Source organism: Pseudoalteromonas sp. MB47, from assembly GCF_011319765.1.
GTDB classification, from domain to species: domain Bacteria; phylum Pseudomonadota; class Gammaproteobacteria; order Enterobacterales; family Alteromonadaceae; genus Pseudoalteromonas; species Pseudoalteromonas simplex.
Map to the genome: position 1 here is coordinate 13844 of NZ_VFBD01000030.1, position 17215 is coordinate 31058.

17 protein-coding genes and 2 tRNA genes are annotated in these 17215 nt (G+C 41.5%); 7 read left to right on the plus strand and 12 right to left on the minus strand.

The features are described 5' to 3' along the window. Nucleotides 1-108: 108 nt before the first annotated feature. Nucleotides 109-1278 (plus strand): monodechloroaminopyrrolnitrin synthase PrnB family protein, encoded by a 1170-nt coding sequence (locus IMPJCBKJ_RS17790; RefSeq protein ID WP_166341386.1) that lies wholly within the window; start codon nucleotides 109-111, stop codon nucleotides 1276-1278. Beyond that, the gene (locus tag IMPJCBKJ_RS17795; protein WP_166341388.1) at nucleotides 1278-2396 is read left to right on the plus strand and encodes an aminotransferase class V-fold PLP-dependent enzyme; all 1119 of its coding nucleotides are present in this window, start codon (nucleotides 1278-1280) and stop codon (nucleotides 2394-2396) included. Before IMPJCBKJ_RS17790 ends, IMPJCBKJ_RS17795 begins: the two co-directional genes overlap by 1 nt. On the opposite strand, the gene IMPJCBKJ_RS17800 is transcribed toward IMPJCBKJ_RS17795, so the two are convergent. The 5 genes from IMPJCBKJ_RS17800 to IMPJCBKJ_RS17820 all read right to left on the minus strand — a co-directional run bounded on the left by IMPJCBKJ_RS17800 (nucleotide 2368) and on the right by IMPJCBKJ_RS17820 (nucleotide 4415). Beyond that, on the minus strand, nucleotides 2368-3132 hold the full coding sequence (locus IMPJCBKJ_RS17800) for an MBL fold metallo-hydrolase (protein WP_166341390.1): 765 nt from the start codon (nucleotides 3130-3132) through the stop codon (nucleotides 2368-2370). The genes IMPJCBKJ_RS17795 and IMPJCBKJ_RS17800 overlap by 29 nt on opposite strands. 69 nt (nucleotides 3133-3201) lie before the next feature. Further along, complete coding sequence (locus IMPJCBKJ_RS17805) at nucleotides 3202-3702, minus strand: DUF4124 domain-containing protein (protein ID WP_166341392.1); 501 nt, start codon at nucleotides 3700-3702, stop codon at nucleotides 3202-3204. Between the two features lie 108 nt (nucleotides 3703-3810). Beyond that, nucleotides 3811-3903: transfer RNA gene (locus IMPJCBKJ_RS17810), tRNA-Ser, on the minus strand. Between the two features lie 53 nt (nucleotides 3904-3956). Further along, nucleotides 3957-4047: transfer RNA gene (locus IMPJCBKJ_RS17815), tRNA-Ser, on the minus strand. 227 nt (nucleotides 4048-4274) lie between these two features. Continuing rightward, nucleotides 4275-4415 (minus strand): hypothetical protein, encoded by a 141-nt coding sequence (locus tag IMPJCBKJ_RS17820; protein ID WP_166341396.1) that lies wholly within the window; start codon nucleotides 4413-4415, stop codon nucleotides 4275-4277. Between the two features lie 324 nt (nucleotides 4416-4739). Here IMPJCBKJ_RS17820 and IMPJCBKJ_RS17825 point away from each other — a divergent pair, with 324 nt between their 5' ends. Next, on the plus strand, nucleotides 4740-5588 hold the full coding sequence (locus IMPJCBKJ_RS17825) for a YegS/Rv2252/BmrU family lipid kinase (protein ID WP_166341398.1): 849 nt from the start codon (nucleotides 4740-4742) through the stop codon (nucleotides 5586-5588). A 54-nt stretch (nucleotides 5589-5642) separates the two neighbouring features. On the opposite strand, the gene IMPJCBKJ_RS17830 is transcribed toward IMPJCBKJ_RS17825, so the two are convergent. Further along, nucleotides 5643-6572 (minus strand): EamA family transporter, encoded by a 930-nt coding sequence (locus IMPJCBKJ_RS17830; protein WP_166341400.1) that lies wholly within the window; start codon nucleotides 6570-6572, stop codon nucleotides 5643-5645. A 101-nt stretch (nucleotides 6573-6673) separates the two neighbouring features. Between IMPJCBKJ_RS17830 and IMPJCBKJ_RS17835 the strand changes: the two genes are divergently transcribed. Next, entirely contained in the window at nucleotides 6674-8116 is a 1443-nt protein-coding gene (locus IMPJCBKJ_RS17835; RefSeq protein WP_166341402.1) for a PLP-dependent aminotransferase family protein, read from the plus strand. Between the two features lie 66 nt (nucleotides 8117-8182). Here IMPJCBKJ_RS17835 and IMPJCBKJ_RS17840 read toward each other — a convergent pair whose 3' ends face one another. Beyond that, complete coding sequence (locus IMPJCBKJ_RS17840; protein ID WP_054563710.1) at nucleotides 8183-8983, minus strand: YggN family protein; 801 nt, start codon at nucleotides 8981-8983, stop codon at nucleotides 8183-8185. Between the two features lie 391 nt (nucleotides 8984-9374). Between IMPJCBKJ_RS17840 and IMPJCBKJ_RS17845 the strand changes: the two genes are divergently transcribed. Further along, the gene (locus IMPJCBKJ_RS17845; RefSeq protein ID WP_082389337.1) at nucleotides 9375-9563 is read left to right on the plus strand and encodes a hypothetical protein; all 189 of its coding nucleotides are present in this window, start codon (nucleotides 9375-9377) and stop codon (nucleotides 9561-9563) included. A gap of 52 nt (nucleotides 9564-9615) precedes the next feature. Here the strand turns inward: IMPJCBKJ_RS17845 and IMPJCBKJ_RS17850 are convergent, their stop codons facing one another. The 3 genes from IMPJCBKJ_RS17850 to IMPJCBKJ_RS17860 form a co-directional block, all read right to left on the minus strand. Beyond that, on the minus strand, nucleotides 9616-10098 hold the full coding sequence (locus IMPJCBKJ_RS17850; protein ID WP_054563709.1) for a glutathione peroxidase: 483 nt from the start codon (nucleotides 10096-10098) through the stop codon (nucleotides 9616-9618). A gap of 107 nt (nucleotides 10099-10205) precedes the next feature. After that, nucleotides 10206-10505 (minus strand): AzlD domain-containing protein, encoded by a 300-nt coding sequence (locus IMPJCBKJ_RS17855; protein WP_063529256.1) that lies wholly within the window; start codon nucleotides 10503-10505, stop codon nucleotides 10206-10208. After that, the gene (locus IMPJCBKJ_RS17860) at nucleotides 10502-11209 is read right to left on the minus strand and encodes an AzlC family ABC transporter permease (RefSeq protein WP_166341404.1); all 708 of its coding nucleotides are present in this window, start codon (nucleotides 11207-11209) and stop codon (nucleotides 10502-10504) included. The genes IMPJCBKJ_RS17855 and IMPJCBKJ_RS17860 overlap by 4 nt, the downstream gene beginning before the upstream one ends. A 137-nt stretch (nucleotides 11210-11346) precedes the next feature. Here IMPJCBKJ_RS17860 and IMPJCBKJ_RS17865 point away from each other — a divergent pair, with 137 nt between their 5' ends. Further along, on the plus strand, nucleotides 11347-11997 hold the full coding sequence (locus tag IMPJCBKJ_RS17865) for a cytochrome b/b6 domain-containing protein (protein ID WP_054554626.1): 651 nt from the start codon (nucleotides 11347-11349) through the stop codon (nucleotides 11995-11997). 221 nt (nucleotides 11998-12218) lie between these two features. Here IMPJCBKJ_RS17865 and IMPJCBKJ_RS17870 read toward each other — a convergent pair whose 3' ends face one another. Beyond that, a complete protein-coding gene (locus IMPJCBKJ_RS17870; RefSeq protein WP_058585373.1) occupies nucleotides 12219-12671 on the minus strand; it encodes a cytochrome c in 453 nt (150 codons plus the stop codon). Nucleotides 12672-12774: 103 nt separating this feature from the next. Next, a complete protein-coding gene (locus tag IMPJCBKJ_RS17875) occupies nucleotides 12775-13245 on the minus strand; it encodes a DUF2721 domain-containing protein (RefSeq protein ID WP_054554628.1) in 471 nt (156 codons plus the stop codon). A 247-nt stretch (nucleotides 13246-13492) separates the two neighbouring features. On the opposite strand from IMPJCBKJ_RS17875, the gene IMPJCBKJ_RS17880 reads away from it, so the two are divergent. Beyond that, a complete protein-coding gene (locus tag IMPJCBKJ_RS17880; protein ID WP_166341406.1) occupies nucleotides 13493-17194 on the plus strand; it encodes a S8 family serine peptidase in 3702 nt (1233 codons plus the stop codon). Nucleotides 17195-17215 lie beyond the last annotated feature (21 nt).

The window sequence follows — 17215 nt, forward strand, 5'->3', positions numbered from 1 at the left end:
TTTGAGTGATTTTCACTAATCTAGATGGATTCTAGTCTATATTTTGGCGATTAGCACTCATTGAACTCTGTTAACATTATCGCAATATAATTATTTTGGAGTGAGCCTGTGACTGAGAACACCAAGGCATTTGATAGCTGGCTTCGCACCCGTTTTGTTGAGATCAACAGCGAATTAGAAAAACTATATTGGCAACAAGACGATAAAGCGAATGTAGAGGGTGTCGGTGAGCACCTTAAACGTCAATTAGAGCAAGAGGGTAATGAGCATATTCGTGCCTTACTGGCAGAGGGCAATACCGATGAAGGCTTTGATAACGCCTTCGATTTATTAGGTAATGTTGGCTTGTATATGGCGGCATGCCGTCGACATGAAATCACTGAGCCTTCTCGTGAAACAAGTTCACCGCTTGTTGAAGCCTCTGCGTTGGCAATGCACATTGGTGCATCTATAGGTGTAACCCCGCGTTTTGCAACGGCGCATTTAACCACCCACAATAAAGCGGTTGATGGTTTGTATAAGCGCTTTACTGACCTTGAAGATGAGAAAATCTTTGTCGATTACAACACTAAGGGCATTTTAGCGTATAAGCGCGCGGCAGATGCTTTATTAAAAATTCAGCCATTAGGGATATCGCACCCTATCACGGCTGATTTACTGGCAGTAGCAAAACAAGCGCTGCTTGATGTGATTGAGTCGAACAATACGCTATACAACAAGCTCGATACAGATCGATTTTTCTATTGTGTACGTCCGTATTACAAGCCGTATCGAGTAGGTAAAGAGGTATATCGAGGTGCGAACGCCGGTGATTTTGCGGGCATAAATGTCATCGATTTATTGCTTGGTCTTTGTTTTGCTAATGAACCTAGTTACTCGCAAATGCTGGTGGATAAATTCTTGTATATGATGCCTGAAGATCAGCAGATCCTGCGTGAAAGCATGCGTATGACAAGTATTATGGATGACTTCTTAGCTGCAGAAACTGAGCGCGATAGTGAATGGTTACAAACTAACTTAAAGCTGTTCATTCAAGTGTGTAAACTGCATGGTGATACTGCCATTGGCCACCATAATCAATTGGTCAGTAAATACATAGCGCAGCCTTCACAGCAAATGCAGCAACAACATATGGATAAAGTCACAGCCAGTGGGCCGCCTTTGCATGTGTTACTAAACTCACTAGAGCAGTTGCGTGATCGCCGTGCGGCAGCAAAGCGGGATGATATTCGCACCCGTTTCGATGACTTAACTAAGTTAAAACAGTGGATTAAGTAATGAACAAAAACGATTTTGTAATTCCACAAGGCAGCTATTTGCTTAACCACTCTGTTGGAAGACCATTAAAATCTGCTGAGCAGCATTTTCATCAGCAGTTTTTTGCCGCTTGGCAAAATGAAAATAAAGAGCCATGGCAACAGTGGCTGCAAGGTGTTGAGGCGTTTACGAGTAGTCTCGCTAAATTATTTAACTCGCATAGTGAGTTGTTTTGCCCACAAGTTAACTTATCGAGTGGTTTAACTAAGCTGTTGATGTCGCACCCGCGACTTCAACAAGAAGATTGCAAAGTGTTGATGGCAGAAAGTGATTTTCCAAGCATGGGTTTTGCAATGCAAAAAGCCCTACCTGAAAGTGCTGAAATCGTGTTTATTGGTAAGCATGAAGACTTAACCGATGTTCAGGTTTGGCAGTCATATTTAGCGAAAAATGATATTGATTTAGTCTTTATTAGCCATGTTTATTCAAACACGGGTCAGCAAGCGCCTATTCACGAAATTATAAATATCGCGAAACAACACAACGCATTGAGCTTACTTGATGTTGCACAGTCTGCGGGCATTTTAGAGGTCGACTTAACTAAGCTTGATGCCGATTTTATGTTGGGCTCGAGTGTCAAATGGCTATGTGGTGGACCGGGTGCTGCTTATTTATGGGTTAACCGCAAGCAGCTATCACTTTGTCAGCCACAAGATGTTGGCTGGTTTTCTCATCAAAATCCGTTTGAGTTTGATATTAAGCACTTTGCTTATCATCAAACCGCGTTGCGCTTTTGGGGCGGTACCCCTTCAGTTGCACCTTATATTTTGGCTTCGCATAGTATTAATTACTTTGCTGATCTTGGTATTGAGAAAGTACGCGCTCATAACTTAGCAATGCTCGCGCAGTTTCATGATCAATTAGCTGATTATATGCGTTCACCAATACAGGATGACAAATGTTCTGGAACAGCCATTATGCATTTTGGTGAGCAACAAGCGGCTGTAAAAGCTGCGCTTATTGCAGCGAATATTGCAGTTGATGAACGTCACTTAGGCTTAAGAGTCTCTGCTCATATTTATAATGATCAGCAGGATATAGATACTTTTATCACAACTGTGAAAAGCGCTTTAAATTAAGAGCTTGTCGAGCCTTTGCTTTGACAGAACGCCAGTGCGTCATTGGTTTTTCGGGGACCAGCGCTAAAATTTGCTCAAAGTCGATGTCATCAATACTAACTTCGTTACTGTGGGCAAACATAATTCGTTTTGGTTGCAGCGCTTTTAGCATCAACAAAGAGTTTAAATACAGCTTTGGGTAAAAAACAGGAAAGGGTGGCACAAGCTGCCCTTTTACTTTTACTAATAAATCAGCAATGTAAATTCGTTCGCTAGGAATATGATACAGACTAATATCTCGGTCGGTATGACCTGGGCTATGCAGTGCTTGCCAATCGTCAAAGCCGGGTAGGGTTGCATCAGTTGCAAGGTAATAGTCAGCATCTAAATGGCGGCTGTACCAAAGATTGTGGCGTTTTTTATTTAACCTACCGGCGACCCACCAAGCCAAAGCAATATCGGTTAAATGCATTAAGAAACCATCAATGCCTCTATACCATTGCCCTGGGGCGTTCGACGTCGCTATTTTTCCACCGCTTAACTTTCTTAATGCATGCGCTCCACCGGCATGATCTGGGTGCATATGGGTGACTACTATTAGTTTTAAGTCTGTGATGGGGCGCTTGAGTTGTTCGGTAATATAGTCAAATACAGTATCAACATCAGCACGGCAACAACCATCAAGTAGCATCAATTTATCTGGGTATTCAACCAAATAGATATTTTGGATATAACCTTCGAGCGTATGAATTTGCAAAACGATTGATCCCTAAACTTAATCAGCAAATCTTGTTATATCATGTCTGACCAGTTTTGGTAAGCTAGACTAATTGGATTGTGAGGCTCGTTCTTTGAGCTGTTTTTTGGTTTCTTCTAGCTGTGATACTTGCTTTTCGAGGGTGGCGATTTGGCTTTTATAATAAGCATTAATACGTTCGCTTTGTTTGCTAATAGCATCATCAATAGACGCTGCGCCTAACCTGTTTGCGGCATCTTGTGTCATATTGCTGAGTTTACCAATGCGCTCACTCTGCTGTTTTTGTAGTTCTTTGATCTCTAACTGAAGGCGGGCTATTTCGCGATCGGCTTTTTGAATTTTTAAATAATCTTCAACACTTAAGTCTGCAGGCTTTTGTGGATTTGGCGGCTGCTCTGTGGCTGGGGGTTGGTTACTTGCGGGTGGTGGTGCAATTTTTACTATTGCTGCATCTTTACCACAAGGCTGCTCTGTAAAGGTGGCAACCCCGTCAATCATGCACTTATAAATAGTGGCTTGACTGTTGGCGCTGGCAGATAGGGCAAGAGTAAAAAATGCAAAACGAAACATAGCATCACTTTGTGTAGCAAATAGATACTTAGCATGCATGAAATATAATGAGGAGTGCAAGTTTTCGGACATAAAAAAACCGCTAAAAAGCGGTTTTTAATAATAAAATGGTGGAGAAGGAGGGATTCGAACCCTCGATAGAGCTACAAACCCTATACTCCCTTAGCAGGGGAGCGCCTTCGGCCACTCGGCCACCTCTCCAGCGCATAATTCTGATTGTAATTTGCTGAAATAAATCAACAAATAAAAATAAGTGGTGGAGAGATAGGGATTTGAACCCTAGAGGGGCTACAAACCCCTGCCGGTTTTCAAGACCGGTGCATTCGACCACTCTGCCATCTCTCCACATCGTGATGCGAGAATAATACTTAGCTGAATCGGCTGTGTAAATAGGAAAAAGTTTGTTTGCTTGTTTTTTGAGCGTAAAGAGGGTGTTTTTTGTAAAAAGGTTTAATTATTTGCTGTTTTTAACTTAAAAGAAGGGGGTTGGGGCAGTAAACGGAGGAGCTAAAGAAGGATCTTCGTTAGTGGTTGGGTGTTTACTGCACCGATAAAGTAACCATGGTTGGGGATTACTTGTGTTGTACTGCGCCGCCAAGAGCTAACTTTTTGCCGTAGCGATTTAGTTTTGCCAACATTTTTGCTTTGCGGTTTGTTGGTTTTACGGCAACATGAGTTGCAGCGTTTTGGTTTAATGTATTAATTGGGTTCATTACTTTGCTCCGGGTTGTGTTTGGTTGAAAACGTGAGTATTTTGCAATCAAACTGAACAAAAATAAAACGATAAAAATTGAGTCTGTCGGATAACTTTTTCTAATCCGAAAGTCTTTTATTAACATGGGGTTAAGTTTTTAAATACACATTGCGCTGCATGCTTATGCAATTGTGTTTGCGTTGAAGTATAAGTAAATAAAGGTTTTTAGCTTTTGGTGTTTTTATTTATGCGTTTTTAGAGTGAGAAAGTGACTAATTATTCAGATTAATATAATTTGAACGAGCGTGGTGTTTTTGCCATGTAAGAAAAGAAGTAACCGTTGATGTTGATAATAATAAAGCCAAGTGACAAAAAAAATCATAAAAACAGTGTTGATTGGCTACTAAAAGAATGTAAAAAAAGACAGATTGAGCCTGAATTGTATTTAACCACAGGCAAGTTTGAGAATGATTGCGCTGATATTACGCATTTGGCTAAAAACCAGAGTCAAGTTGTGGTGATTGGTGGTGATGGGACGCTGCATTTAGCTGTTAATGCATTAATGTCGAGTCGCTGTTCTATCGCGTTAATTCCAGCAGGCACAGGAAATGATTTTGCGCGTGGCTTTACGTGTAAAAAACAGGCTTGGTATGAGGCTGTTTTTAATAGCCGTACAGAATTAATCGATGTTGGACAAATCAATCAGCGCTATTTTATTAATGTGGCGGGAATAGGGTTTGACGCTGAAGTCGTGACGCAACTAAATAAAGCCGGAAGTTTCAGCTCGTTTGGCTACACTTGGCAGGGCATCAAACAGCTATTTTCATTTCGGGCACGCTCACTTAAGGGGGAGTTTAATGGTAAAGCACTCAACTACAGTAATTTAGCGACGATTTTTGCTAATCATCATTACTTTGGTGGTGGCTTAAAAATTGCCCCTCGGGCAAAGTTAAATGATGGTCAGCTTGATTGCTACTGCATGCCAGCTGGCGGTTTATTGAAAAACCTGATCAGCTTTTTGTATTTACTGCTCGTAAAGCATCATAGTTTGCACGCGCTGGAATATACCCAGTTAACGACTGCCGAGATCACCACGAAAGGACTGGCTATAGAAGCCGATGGTGAGCTCGTTGGTTTTACTCCGGCTAAAGTTAAGATTCACAAACAAGCACTTCGTTTTCATGTGCCATAAAAAAGCGCCGGCAAAATTTGCCAGCGCTTGGTGTTAGAGGCGACATAGTCACTTCTAACTGGGGACGGAGCTTTTTTGCTGCAGATTACGTGCAGCAAAAAATGCTTTAATTTGTCGAGTTGGAGTCAGCACGATAGCATTACCGAATAACACTAGGCTAAAACCCATAAAGGTATTTGCTTGCCATTCAAATCCTTCAAATAAAGTACTTAAGACCACTGCAACCAGTGGGAATAATACGATTACATAGCTTGCTCGCTCAGGGCCGATATTTTTAAGTAGCGCGAAGTAACAAGCAAATGCGATTACGGTACCAAATACTGCTAAATAGAAGAGCGATACCCAATAGCTGGTTGGGGCATTCAATGTCAGCTCAACGTTGCTTACTAAAACATAAGCTGCTAGCCCTAAAGCGCTGTATAACATACCCCAGGCATTGCCTTGAAGTACGCCAATATTACGCTGAGAGTTTCGAACACTGACCATATTCCCCAATGAAGCCACAAAGGTCCCAGACAGCGCAAGTAGTAACCCGACCAACGCACCATTACTCAAGTCGAATTGCTGAATTTGTGGCCAAAACAAGCTGGCAATACCCATTACACCGAGTAAAGCACCAAAGTAAATTCGTTTCGCAATTGGTTTTGCGAAGAACAAGCGGGTGTTAATAATGTTCATTAATAGCAACATCGAAAAGGCAATTGAGGCCATTGCTGAGGTGAGATAGTTCTGCGCCCAATACAGCACTAAATAATTTAAACCAAAGTTAAATAAAGCCAATAATGCAAAAAATCCGTGATCGCGCAGTGAATATTGCATAGGGAGTTTTTTTACCAGCACAAAGGCCCACATTAAAATGGCTGCAATGGCAAAGCGATAAAATAAAGAGACCTCAACAGCAACATCACCCAGTTGAAACTCAATAGCTAGCCAAGTCGATCCCCAGATCAGTACTGTAGCAAGGTAAAGAGCGGCGCTTTTCATAGTTAGTACCCAAAAATTGAAAGTATGTTCATTTTAATCCTCTTCTGTATACTTAACATATACAGAAAACTAGAAATGCAACCTATACAGTTTGGTGGGCTATGTCACAAGTTATCAGTCGTAGTAACAGTGAGTTCTTATATCAACAAGTTATTCAGCTAGTTAGAGATCTTTGCTTGCAAGGTTCGTTATTACCGGGTGAAAAGTTACCTTCGCTCAGAAAAATGGCAGACAAGCTCAACATCAGTATTCCTACTGTAAAGCAAGCGTATCAATTACTTGAAGGGCAAGGGCTGATCGAAGCCAGAGAAAAGTCAGGGTACTTTTTAAAGTCATCACAGTTAAATCAGTCTCGACCAAAGCGAGTTAGGCTCAGTCGAGAGCCTACCACAGTCAATAAGCAAGGCTTGATTGAGCAAGTCTACAGCGCTATCCACAAAGCTAATGTGGTGCCATTTGGTATCGCCAACCCTGTGGCTGCTGCACCGACAGATAAAGCACTGGCACGAACAATGCGCCGAGTCATGACATTAGCTGGCGCATCGGCAATTAATTACGGGCCGATGGATGGCTTTGCACCACTTAAAAAACAGCTAATTCATCGCTATCTGGACTTTGGTATTGGGGTTGATAGCGATGAATTAGTTATCACCAATGGTGCTCAAGAGGCACTGGCGATTGCCCTTAAGTGTGTGGCTAAACCCGGTGATGTTATTGCTATCGAGTCGCCTTGTTATTTTGGCATTATCGAGTTAATTGAAAGCTTAGGTTTAAAGGCTCTGGAAATACCGCTGTGCCCCGATGAAGGAATATGGCTAGATGACTTGGCTCAAGCACTCGATGAACATGATATAAAAGCCTGTGTGTTTTCAACCTCATTAAATAACCCAGTTGGCAGTTTTATGCCTGATGCCAAGCGTGAGCAATTAGTGGCACTTTTAGAGCAGCGTGACGTGGTGCTTATTGAGGATGATGTTTATGGCGACTTACATTTTACAGCTAAGCGCGCCACGCCTGCACAAGCTTATTCAAAAAAGGGCTTAGTGATCACCTGCGCGTCGTTTTCAAAAACAGCCGCACCTAGTTACCGCATTGGTTGGATCATTGCCGGTAAGTTTGCAGAACAAGCAAGGCGACACAAACGCGCGCTTAGTTGCTCTGCGCCACTTATAAACCAGTGGACCTTGTATGAGTTTATAGCTAGCGGTGAGTACGACCGTAACATTCGTTTGCTTAGACAGCGCTTAAGTACCAATAAAGAACGTATGATTTGGTGCCTGCAGCAATATATGCCAAGTTGTGCGCGTATAAGTAACCCGCAAGGGGGCTGTGTTATCTGGGTTGACCTTGGTAGCCAATATGATGCGGTAAAGTTATTTCATCTGGCACTAGAGGCGGGGATCAGTATTGCTCCGGGGTTGATATTCTCAGCGGGTAAAAAGTACCGTAGCTGTTTTCGTTTAAGTTATGGCTTGCCTTGGTCTGAGAGTTTAGAGCAGGCGATTAAAGCGTTATCGCAGCTGACTGTGCTGGCCAAAAAATAAAAAAGCGCAGAGCAAGCTCTGCGCGAAAGGACCAAGTGTTTTGGTTCAGGGATGTTAATTAGTCAATTACTCAGCATTCTGTTTGAAAGTAAATAGTTGATACTCTTTTAGCTCTGGTACTAGCACCACTAACTCTTGCTCTTTATGAGCGATATCAGCAAAGCTGCCGCATAATGCATCTGCACGCTCTTCAAGTTGAGCTGCCTGTGTTTCTACGCGTGCTTCGATTTGTGCGCCCATGTTTTCCATACGTTGTTCAAATTCATCCATGTCGCCACCTGAACCTAAAAGCTCAGAGCCTAGCGCCACTAAAATACTGCCCATCGATTGCATCATGGCTGACTCGACAGCCGATTCGATTTGCTCATCGAATTGGTCTTCAAAGTTTTGGCCAAATTTTTCGAAATTTTGCTGACCCATGGTGAACGCACCTTGCTGATAGAAAGCGTTTTGCACTTCTACACTGATATCGTCCATTAATTCTGAAATGTCGCTTAGGCCATCAATATTGAAAGCATTTGATACTTCTTCGATGGCCACACCTGCTATTTTTACGCCATCAAGTGCGATATTTGCTACTTCAGGAAGTTGGCTGCGTAAGCTGTCTGAGTAATCTGCAATTGCTTGCTGTTGTGAAGCATCAAGCGACACGCTTTGACCATCGATATATAAAGTGTGTTGATCGATGATTTTCATAGTGCGATTATCGGCTGTGTATACTTCTAACTCGCTTGGTGTAATGCGTACATCATTTATAAATTCAACATCACACTGCTCACCGCTGAATGAAATATTTGTATCATTATCGTTATGAGCCATTGCGCCGGTAGCGATAAATAAAGAACTTACTAACAATAACTTTTTCATTTTTTTCTTTCCTGTTTGAAATGACACAAATACATAATCAAATTGAATGCCATAATTTATAAGTTCAATTAATTCAATGGTTTGATGTGTTTTTATGATTTTTTGAAAATTGCGGTCAATAATTTTTTAACCACTTTTTAGTCAAATTAACTAAAAAACACACATGCATAAATGACTCTTATCGAAACGATAAAAAACTCTCACTTTTCAGAAATCAAATTTAGCGCTATTTATTCACAATATTGACATATGACCTATTTAGCATGGGTGTATGGCTTTATTTTGGTGGTTTTTTAGATACTAAATTACTACTGAGCTTTTTAATCTTTGCCAATTCATCGAGCAAATTTTAATCTCAAGAATTGGTCTCAAACACTTTATGGAGTGGGTTGTGGGTAAGACATTTAGTTATGACGCGCTAGATGACGATTTTGTTGAAGACGAGTACGAAATGGTCGGGCGTAATCAACACGACAAGAAAAAGCAACGCGTTAAGAAGAAGTTGGAAGACTATCTTGAACAAAAACGCTTGCGTAGAAACTTAGGCGATGACGACTTTGACGAGTACTTGAACGACTAAGCATAAATTTAGATAAAGAGGCAATTTGCCTCTTTATTGCTTTTAGACTTTGTTATTTGCCCAGTGCAGCTGCTATGTCTGATTCGAGCTGTTCAGGCTTTGTGAGTGGCGCATATCGCTTAATTGCTTTGCCATCTTTACCAATTAAAAATTTGGTGAAGTTCCATTTTATTTTGCGGGTGATAAACCCCGGTAACTCTGATTTTAGGTATCTAAAAACAGGGTGAGCATGTTCGCCATTCACATCGACTTTGCTCATCATTAAAAAGCTAACGCCGTAGTTAATGAGGCAGCCTTCTTTAATTTCCTTCGCGTCCCCAGGCTCTTGTTTACCAAATTGGTTACAAGGAAAACCAATTATTACTAAGCCTTGCTCATGATACTTTTCATGCAGTGCTTGTAAGCCTTCATATTGTGGAGTGAAGCCACATTTACTTGCAGTGTTTACAACAAGTACGACCTTGTTTTCAAAATCAGAAAAGTCAACGGTTTGGCCTTGTAGGCTGGTAGCTGAGAGTTGGTGAAATTCGCTCATAGTGATAACTTTTTATTATTGTTGCATTGATTCTAACTTGCTTGGCATTTTTCTAAAAGGGTAAATTTTAATCAGCGGCTTTTCTTACTTGGGGATAAGCATCGCAGCTAACTTAAAATTATAAATAATCCCATTCCTGCCAGTGTTGTGTAGTATATGTTATGTGTTTTATAGGCCACGATAACAGACACAACAGCAGCACTTAGGTAAGGATTTTGCCAATCTAGATTTATCCCTTCGTCATTAATAAACACAATGGGCACCCAAATTGCGGTGAGTACGGCAGGGGCGCTAAAACTTAAAAATTGCTGCATTTTCGGGCCAACTTTAAATGGTAATGCGCGGTGTAAAAATAAGTAACGTGTGAAGAAGGTGATACACGCCATTAATAAAATGGTGATCATCATTGTGTATGCTCCTCTTTTGCTTGCCAGCGACTAATTAGGTAACCCACTGTCATAGCGATAAGAGCCGCGGTGACAAGCCAAAGTTGAAAGCCCTGACTTTTTAATAGCGTTGCAACAATGCCTGCGGTGATCACAGTAGCCAGTGTTGCAAAGTTCTTTACACCCGGAATAACTAAAGCAATAAACGTGGCAGCGATGGCAAAATCAAGACCTAGGTGTGTTAAATCGGGAAGGAGGCTTCCTGCGACAATACCTAGCAAGGTCCAGATATTCCATGCAATATAAAAACTAAAACCGGCACTGAGTGCATAAATAAGGCGTACTTTCGTTCGGTACGCTTTGCGATGGTGCGAAAAAGCAAATAATTCATCGGTTAGTACAAAACTCACTGGCAGTCGCCAACGAAAGGGTTGATCTATGACTTTGTGGCGAATAGCTAAACCATATAAAAAGTGCCGTGAGCTAATAATGAGTGTGGTAAATAAAATAGTTAAAAGCGGCGTATTGCCTGCCATTAATTCAATCGCAACGAGCTGTGCTGAACCTGCAAATACCAACAACGACATAGCTTGTGTTTCTAGGGCACTGAAGCCATTTTGAACAGCTAACGAGCCACATAAAATTCCCCAAGGTAGCACCGCAAGGCATAAGGGGAGCATGTCGAAAAAACCTTTTAGCAAGGCTCTTATTGTTGATTTATGCATCTTATCGCTCATGTTTGTTGTTATGGCTCAGATCAAAACAGCTGAAATAGAGGTGTGTCAAAATAACTGAAGTTTGCAATAATGTATAGCCGAGCCTGTTGCTGAAATCATTAGCATCTTTTAAAGGGAAAGTTACAATGTCAAAAGTTAAAGTATGGGATGGCTTTATAAGAAGCTTCCATTGGTTATTAGTTGCCGCCATCGCAACCCTCTATTTTAGTGCTGAAGAAGGTATGTTGGAGCTGCATTTTACTGCAGGCTACTTCACTCTAGCGCTTATTATTACACGTCTTGTTTGGGGTATTATTGGTAGTAAAACGGCAAAGCTCTCTGCACTTATTCACTCTCCTGTTGCTGCAATTAAGTCATTTACAAGCAATGAACATAAAGCGGGTCATGGCGCGGCGGGTAGTTATATGGTGATAGCCTTTTTTGCGCTACTCATCGTACAGTTAACCTCTGGCTTAATGACCAGTGACGATATTTTAACGGATGGCCCGCTGGTGGCGCATGTATCCTCAGATACCGTAGAGTTTGCGGGTTGGCTCCATCATTTAAACTTTGATATTTTGTTGTATGCCATTGTGTTGCATGTATTAGCGATTGTGATTTACCGCATTAAGGGTAAGAACTTAGTGAAGCCTATGCTAACGGGCAATAGTGAGCAAGTTGCGGTTACTGAGCCTGTTACTAAATCACCGTTGATAGCTTTTGTTATTTTTGCAGTGTGCTTAGTGGTGCTATTTACGACTTGGGGTGCAGAGCCGCTCAGCTATTTGCTTGGCTAGGTAATCTAATACCAATCCGCAATAATACTTAATCATTTTGAGGGATAAAACCTGTCGCTACCTGCGTTAAAAATTTCTGATTTAGAACAAACTAAATAACGAAATTTTTGCCTTGCTATCAACGAGGTTCTATTGCCTCAAAATAGACCACTTAATTAAGCTAATTGGTATAAGACATTAAAAAAGGCGCTAATAAGCGCCTTTTTAGTTTAAGTTTTTAACTAGTCTTTGAAAGACTTATGGCAATCTTTACAGCCTTTAGCCCAAGCGCCAAATGCTTTGCCGATTACTTTCTTATCGCCACTTTGCGCTGCAACTGCTAGCTCATCAGCATATTGTTGGAAAGCAACTGCTTTTTTCATAAAGGTTTCGTTGTCGCTCCATACAGCTGCAAGCGCAGATGTATCACCTTTATCAGAACCCGCTACGAAAGCTTCCCAAGGCATTTTAGATAATGCCGCTGCATTGTCGGCACGCTTTTGAAAACGTTCTGCATCAAAAGGTACTTTTCCTTTTAGCATATCGCCCATGTCACCAATTTGTACGCGGATCATTGAAAATGCTGCTTGACGATACTCGATTGCATCGCTTGGCTCTTCAAATACAGAATTTGCTGAAGCGCCTAGTGCCATTGTTGAAAGCATTGCACCCACTACTAATTGTTTTAATTTCATTCCTTTTGCCCCTTAAGATGTCATAAAAGTAAACTAACTGAGTTTTATCTTAGCTCAATATAATATTCAAGTGTATTGCGGTTAATCTTAACTTAAGTTTAATTTAATCATTTATATCAATATCAGCGAAGATCATGCCGCGGCGCATGCTTCTTGTTGCTAAGAAAACCTCGCATAGTAAAGATAAAAATCCACATATCAAAAGCGCCATAGCAGCCACAAAGCAGCTAGCAATTGTCACGCTCAAGTTGATAGATTGAATATGCGATAAAAATAGACACATAACCACAGCACATACTAATAAGGCACTGAGTACACTTAGACTAAATGCAATATGGATGCAGCGAGAGCGTTTCAACAGTGCCCTTAGCTCCGTTGTAAGCGACTTATTGAAGTCTTCATCGGTACTGACTTTAAGCTTGCGTTCTAACTGTCGCGCTCGATCGGTAATACGCGCCAAGCGGTTGGAAAGCACGCCTAATGTTGCTGCAATACCGGTAATTAAAAAGACGGGTGCAACAGCAGTTTGAATCACCTTTGCCATGGTAAGAATGTTGATAACTTCTGAATTCATTTGAAAGTACTCTATTTATTAAAACTCAACACATAATTTTCATTTACAAATATTTACAACTGTTCTTTACTATATAAAATTATTTATAAACAGTAAGTTGTGGTTGTTTGTGTATTTCACTCTCAAATAAATGTAATTGTTTTGTAACTAAAATGTTGTTCTTGTTTGTGTTTACGTTTTATATTGGGGTTGAAACTTTGTTTCAATCACTATTTAGACGATAACATAACATATCCCAGGGGAACCCATGTCTAATAATCTAATAAAAAGAACTGCAGTTGCTTTGGCTGTAACAAGTGCAATGTGCGCTAGTGCACAAGCCAATGACTTTTCTAAATATAATCTTGCCGGCAAAAAATTAATTAAAGCGAGCGCTGTCACTAAAAAAGAACAAAAAGTTCGCAGTGAAGCAACAAGCTGGCTTGTAAAACTTAATGCTCCAGCATCTATTAACGCAAAAACAATGGGTGCAGACGTTGCGTCGATTCAAGCGCAAGCAAAAGTAGCACAAGCAAGTGTAGAGCAAGCAATCAACAGCATGGATTTACCTCTTCAGGTTGTTGCTAAAACTTCGACTCTAGTTAGCTCAATCGTAGTTAATGGTAATAAGCAAGATGTTGCTAAGTTACTATCAAATTCTCAAGTTGAGGGTATTTACCCAGTATATGATTATGAATTGCATGTTGCTGACAGCGCTGACTATATTGAAGCAACGCCTTTAGTATCAAATGGTTTAGCAACAGGTGAAGGTGTACGCGTTGCTGTGCTTGATACAGGTATTGACTACACTCATACAGCCTTTGGTGGTGCGGGTACGGATGAAGCCTATGCTGCAGCTATTGCTGATCCTGCGTCGGTTGATTGGCCTCAAGGTAAAGTATTAGGTGGTTATGACTACATCAATTACGACGATGATCCAATTGATGTAACAACTAACCACGGTACACACGTTTCTCACTCTGTTAATGGCATCGCGCCAAACGTAGATTTATTTGTTTACTCGGTATGTAATAGCGGTTGTCCTGGTCTTGCACAACTACTCGCACTTGAAAGTGCAATGGACCCTGATGGCAATGGCGACATTAGTGACCGTGTTGATGTTATCAATATGTCTCTAGGTGGCGATTACGGTGATATTGCCAACGATGCAGTTGGCCTGTTCATCAACCAAGCGGTTAAACTTGGCACAAACGTTGTTATCTCTGCTGGTAACGATGGCGCATATCCATTCATCGTTGGTGGTCCAAGTACAACTGAAAATGCTCTTTCAGTAGGTGCAATGACTCACCCGACAGGTGCAGAGTCAATTGGTAGCGGTACAATTAATGGCGAAGAAGCAATTGTGCAACCAGCAAGCTTCGGTCCACAAACAGCGTTTAGTTTCTCAAATGATGATATTGAGCTTGTTTACCCAGATGCAAATCAAACTGCATGTGAAGCATTTGCTGATGACGTAGATTTCACAGGAAAGGGCGTTATTCTTGACCGTGGCGGCTGTAACTTCAGTGCAAAAGTTTATTATGCACAAGAAAAAGGTGCTGCATTTGTAATCATTGCAAATAGCACAGATGATGGCACGCCTGCCCCTATGGGTGGCTCAGATCCTTCAGTAACTATCCCTTCTGTAGGTGTAACATTTGCAGCAGGTACAGAACTTAAAGCGGGCGGTACATTTAATCTAACAGTTGAACGTTTAGTTCTTTCAGGCGCGATTGCTGATTTCACATCGCGTGGTCCTTCAATGGGCGGTCTGTTAAAACCTGAAATTACAGCACCAGGTGTTAACATTATGACTGCTCACCCAGGCCTTGGTGATGGCCTTACTGGCGCAACGGGTACGTCATTCTCGGGCCCAATTACTGCTGGTGCGGTGAGCTTATTAAAAGAAGCGCTTCCAGAGCGTAACGCGTTTGAAATCAAAGCGACGTTAATGAACACAGCAAACCTAAATGTGACTATGGAGCCGTTAGCACTTAACCCTGATGCTGAGCTTGCGCCAATTAGTTATATCGGTGCGGGTCTTGTTGATGTAAACAAGGCTGCTAACTTACCAGTTGCTGCTTGGGCTGCAGATACTAAACAAGCAGCGCTTTCGTTTGGTTTAGTAAATGCATCTGAAGCCGTTGAGCTTACTAAAACAGTTCAAGTTAAGAACTTCTCTAACGAAGATCAAGTGTATACACTTTCTCTTGAGCAGCGTTATGCAGATGATGTTGAACGTGGTTCATTCGCACTTGACTACCCAGAGTCAATCACAGTGCCAGCAGGTCAAACTATGTCATTTGATGTGACTGCGACGATTGACCCTGCAACGTTACCAGAGTGGACATTAACTGATGACAATATCGGTTCACAAGATGCAACGGCTGATTTAACGAACTTAGAGCTTGATGGTGCGTTAATCTTCTCAGATGGTAGCGATGAAGCATTCCACCTTGTTTACCACGTATTACCAAAAGCAAATGCAGCAATGAGCTTCATGCCTGTAATGACAGATAATGGTGTTGCTCATGAGTTAACAAATACAGGTGCTGTTGCACTTGAGCCAGTATTTGCTCCTACAGTGATGACTGATGATGTTGATGAAGACCAACGCTTTGACTTAGTGGGTGCATCAATCGAAACATTCCAAGTACCTACGGATATCTGTGATAGCGGTTATGTTACTTTGACTACTCTTGTGATGAATGAGGGTATTACTCACTCTTACGTGGGTGGTTTCATGGCTGACTTCGACGTAGACCAAGATGGTACATACGATGTAACAGTACAAAATGGTAAATTAGAATGGTTCTACGATGTTGAGCCAGGCACAGCAATTACCTTTACTCACGGTTATGGTAGTTCGTCAGGTTTCTTAGATAATGTTTATCAAGTTATTGGTAACAACCATCTTACAATGCAAAGCTGTTTAGGTGCATTCGGCTTAACTGCTGATGATATTGGTAAAGCGACTGCAAATGTACGTTTCCGTACAGAAGAAGAAACGTGGACACCAATTGCATCAGGCGAAGGCGATGTTGCAATGGGTACATACACATTCACAGACGCATCAAGTGACGTATATGCAGCTCTAGTTGATGAAGCTGGCGAAGTAGTTAGCTCATTAGAGCCTGGCGCTTCTGCAACGTTATTGAACGCTGGTGCAGACTTCATGATCTTATCTGACTCAGGTTCAAAAGCATACGCAGCAACACCAAGCGAAGATGCTAACGTTGCACCTGTTCTTGCTGATGCGTCATTCTCTGTAGATGAAAACACGGCAGTAGATACAGTGATCGGCACACTAGAAGCAACATATGGTGCTGAGCTTGCTAATCCAATCGCTGAATACATTGTAGTTAATTCTACTTCTTCAGCTGTTTCAGTAACTGCTGAAGGTGATGTTGTTGTAATGAACAGCGAAATGCTTGACTACGATGCTGGTATGATGAGCATTGAACTTGAAGTTGTTGCTGCCGATTCTGCAGGTAACATTTCTGAATCAGCGATGGTGACTGTTGAAGTTATGAACGTTGCTGACGAGCCAGAAGAAGTTAACCCAGTAATCGATGCTGAACTTGGTGAGTTCTCTGTTCAAGAAAATGCTGCAGAAGGCACTGTAATTGGTACTGTGACTGCAACTGACCCTGATGCAGACCTAACTCCTATCGCAACATATGAAGTGACAGGTAGTGATAGTATTAGCATCAGCGATGCGGGTGAGTTAATGGTTGCGGGTGCTATCGATTATGAGCAAACAACCTCTATCGAAGTATCAGTAACTGCAGTTGACTCTGCGGGCAACATGTCTGAAGCGGTGATGATTACTATTGCAGTAACACAAGACCCGGCAGAAGATGTTGTAGTTGAAGAACCAGAGAAGAAAAAATCTTCTTCAGGTTCACTAGCGTGGTTAACATTACTTGCTGCACCGTTCGCATTCATGCGTCGTCGTAAGCAAAAGTAATTATTTGAAAAATAAGTGATA

What these genes read in the sequence shown, in the direction of transcription:
- IMPJCBKJ_RS17825 (WP_166341398.1), top strand. Translation starts at nt 4,740, where the DNA reads ATGTTGATAATAATAAAGCCAAGTGACAAAAAAAATCATAAAAACAGT.
- IMPJCBKJ_RS17835 (WP_166341402.1), top strand. Translation starts at nt 6,674, where the DNA reads ATGTCACAAGTTATCAGTCGTAGTAACAGTGAGTTCTTATATCAACAA.
- IMPJCBKJ_RS17865 (WP_054554626.1), top strand. Translation starts at nt 11,347, where the DNA reads ATGTCAAAAGTTAAAGTATGGGATGGCTTTATAAGAAGCTTCCATTGG.
- IMPJCBKJ_RS17830 (WP_166341400.1), bottom strand. Translation starts at nt 6,572, where the DNA reads ATGAAAAGCGCCGCTCTTTACCTTGCTACAGTACTGATCTGGGGATCG.
- IMPJCBKJ_RS17870 (WP_058585373.1), bottom strand. Translation starts at nt 12,671, where the DNA reads ATGAAATTAAAACAATTAGTAGTGGGTGCAATGCTTTCAACAATGGCA.
- IMPJCBKJ_RS17855 (WP_063529256.1), bottom strand. Translation starts at nt 10,505, where the DNA reads ATGATGATCACCATTTTATTAATGGCGTGTATCACCTTCTTCACACGT.
- IMPJCBKJ_RS17805 (WP_166341392.1), bottom strand. Translation starts at nt 3,702, where the DNA reads ATGTTTCGTTTTGCATTTTTTACTCTTGCCCTATCTGCCAGCGCCAAC.
- IMPJCBKJ_RS17840 (WP_054563710.1), bottom strand. Translation starts at nt 8,983, where the DNA reads ATGAAAAAGTTATTGTTAGTAAGTTCTTTATTTATCGCTACCGGCGCA.
- IMPJCBKJ_RS17795 (WP_166341388.1), top strand. Translation starts at nt 1,278, where the DNA reads ATGAACAAAAACGATTTTGTAATTCCACAAGGCAGCTATTTGCTTAAC.
- IMPJCBKJ_RS17850 (WP_054563709.1), bottom strand. Translation starts at nt 10,098, where the DNA reads ATGAGCGAATTTCACCAACTCTCAGCTACCAGCCTACAAGGCCAAACC.
- IMPJCBKJ_RS17875 (WP_054554628.1), bottom strand. Translation starts at nt 13,245, where the DNA reads ATGAATTCAGAAGTTATCAACATTCTTACCATGGCAAAGGTGATTCAA.
- IMPJCBKJ_RS17820 (WP_166341396.1), bottom strand. Translation starts at nt 4,415, where the DNA reads ATGAACCCAATTAATACATTAAACCAAAACGCTGCAACTCATGTTGCC.
- IMPJCBKJ_RS17880 (WP_166341406.1), top strand. Translation starts at nt 13,493, where the DNA reads ATGTCTAATAATCTAATAAAAAGAACTGCAGTTGCTTTGGCTGTAACA.
- IMPJCBKJ_RS17860 (WP_166341404.1), bottom strand. Translation starts at nt 11,209, where the DNA reads ATGCATAAATCAACAATAAGAGCCTTGCTAAAAGGTTTTTTCGACATG.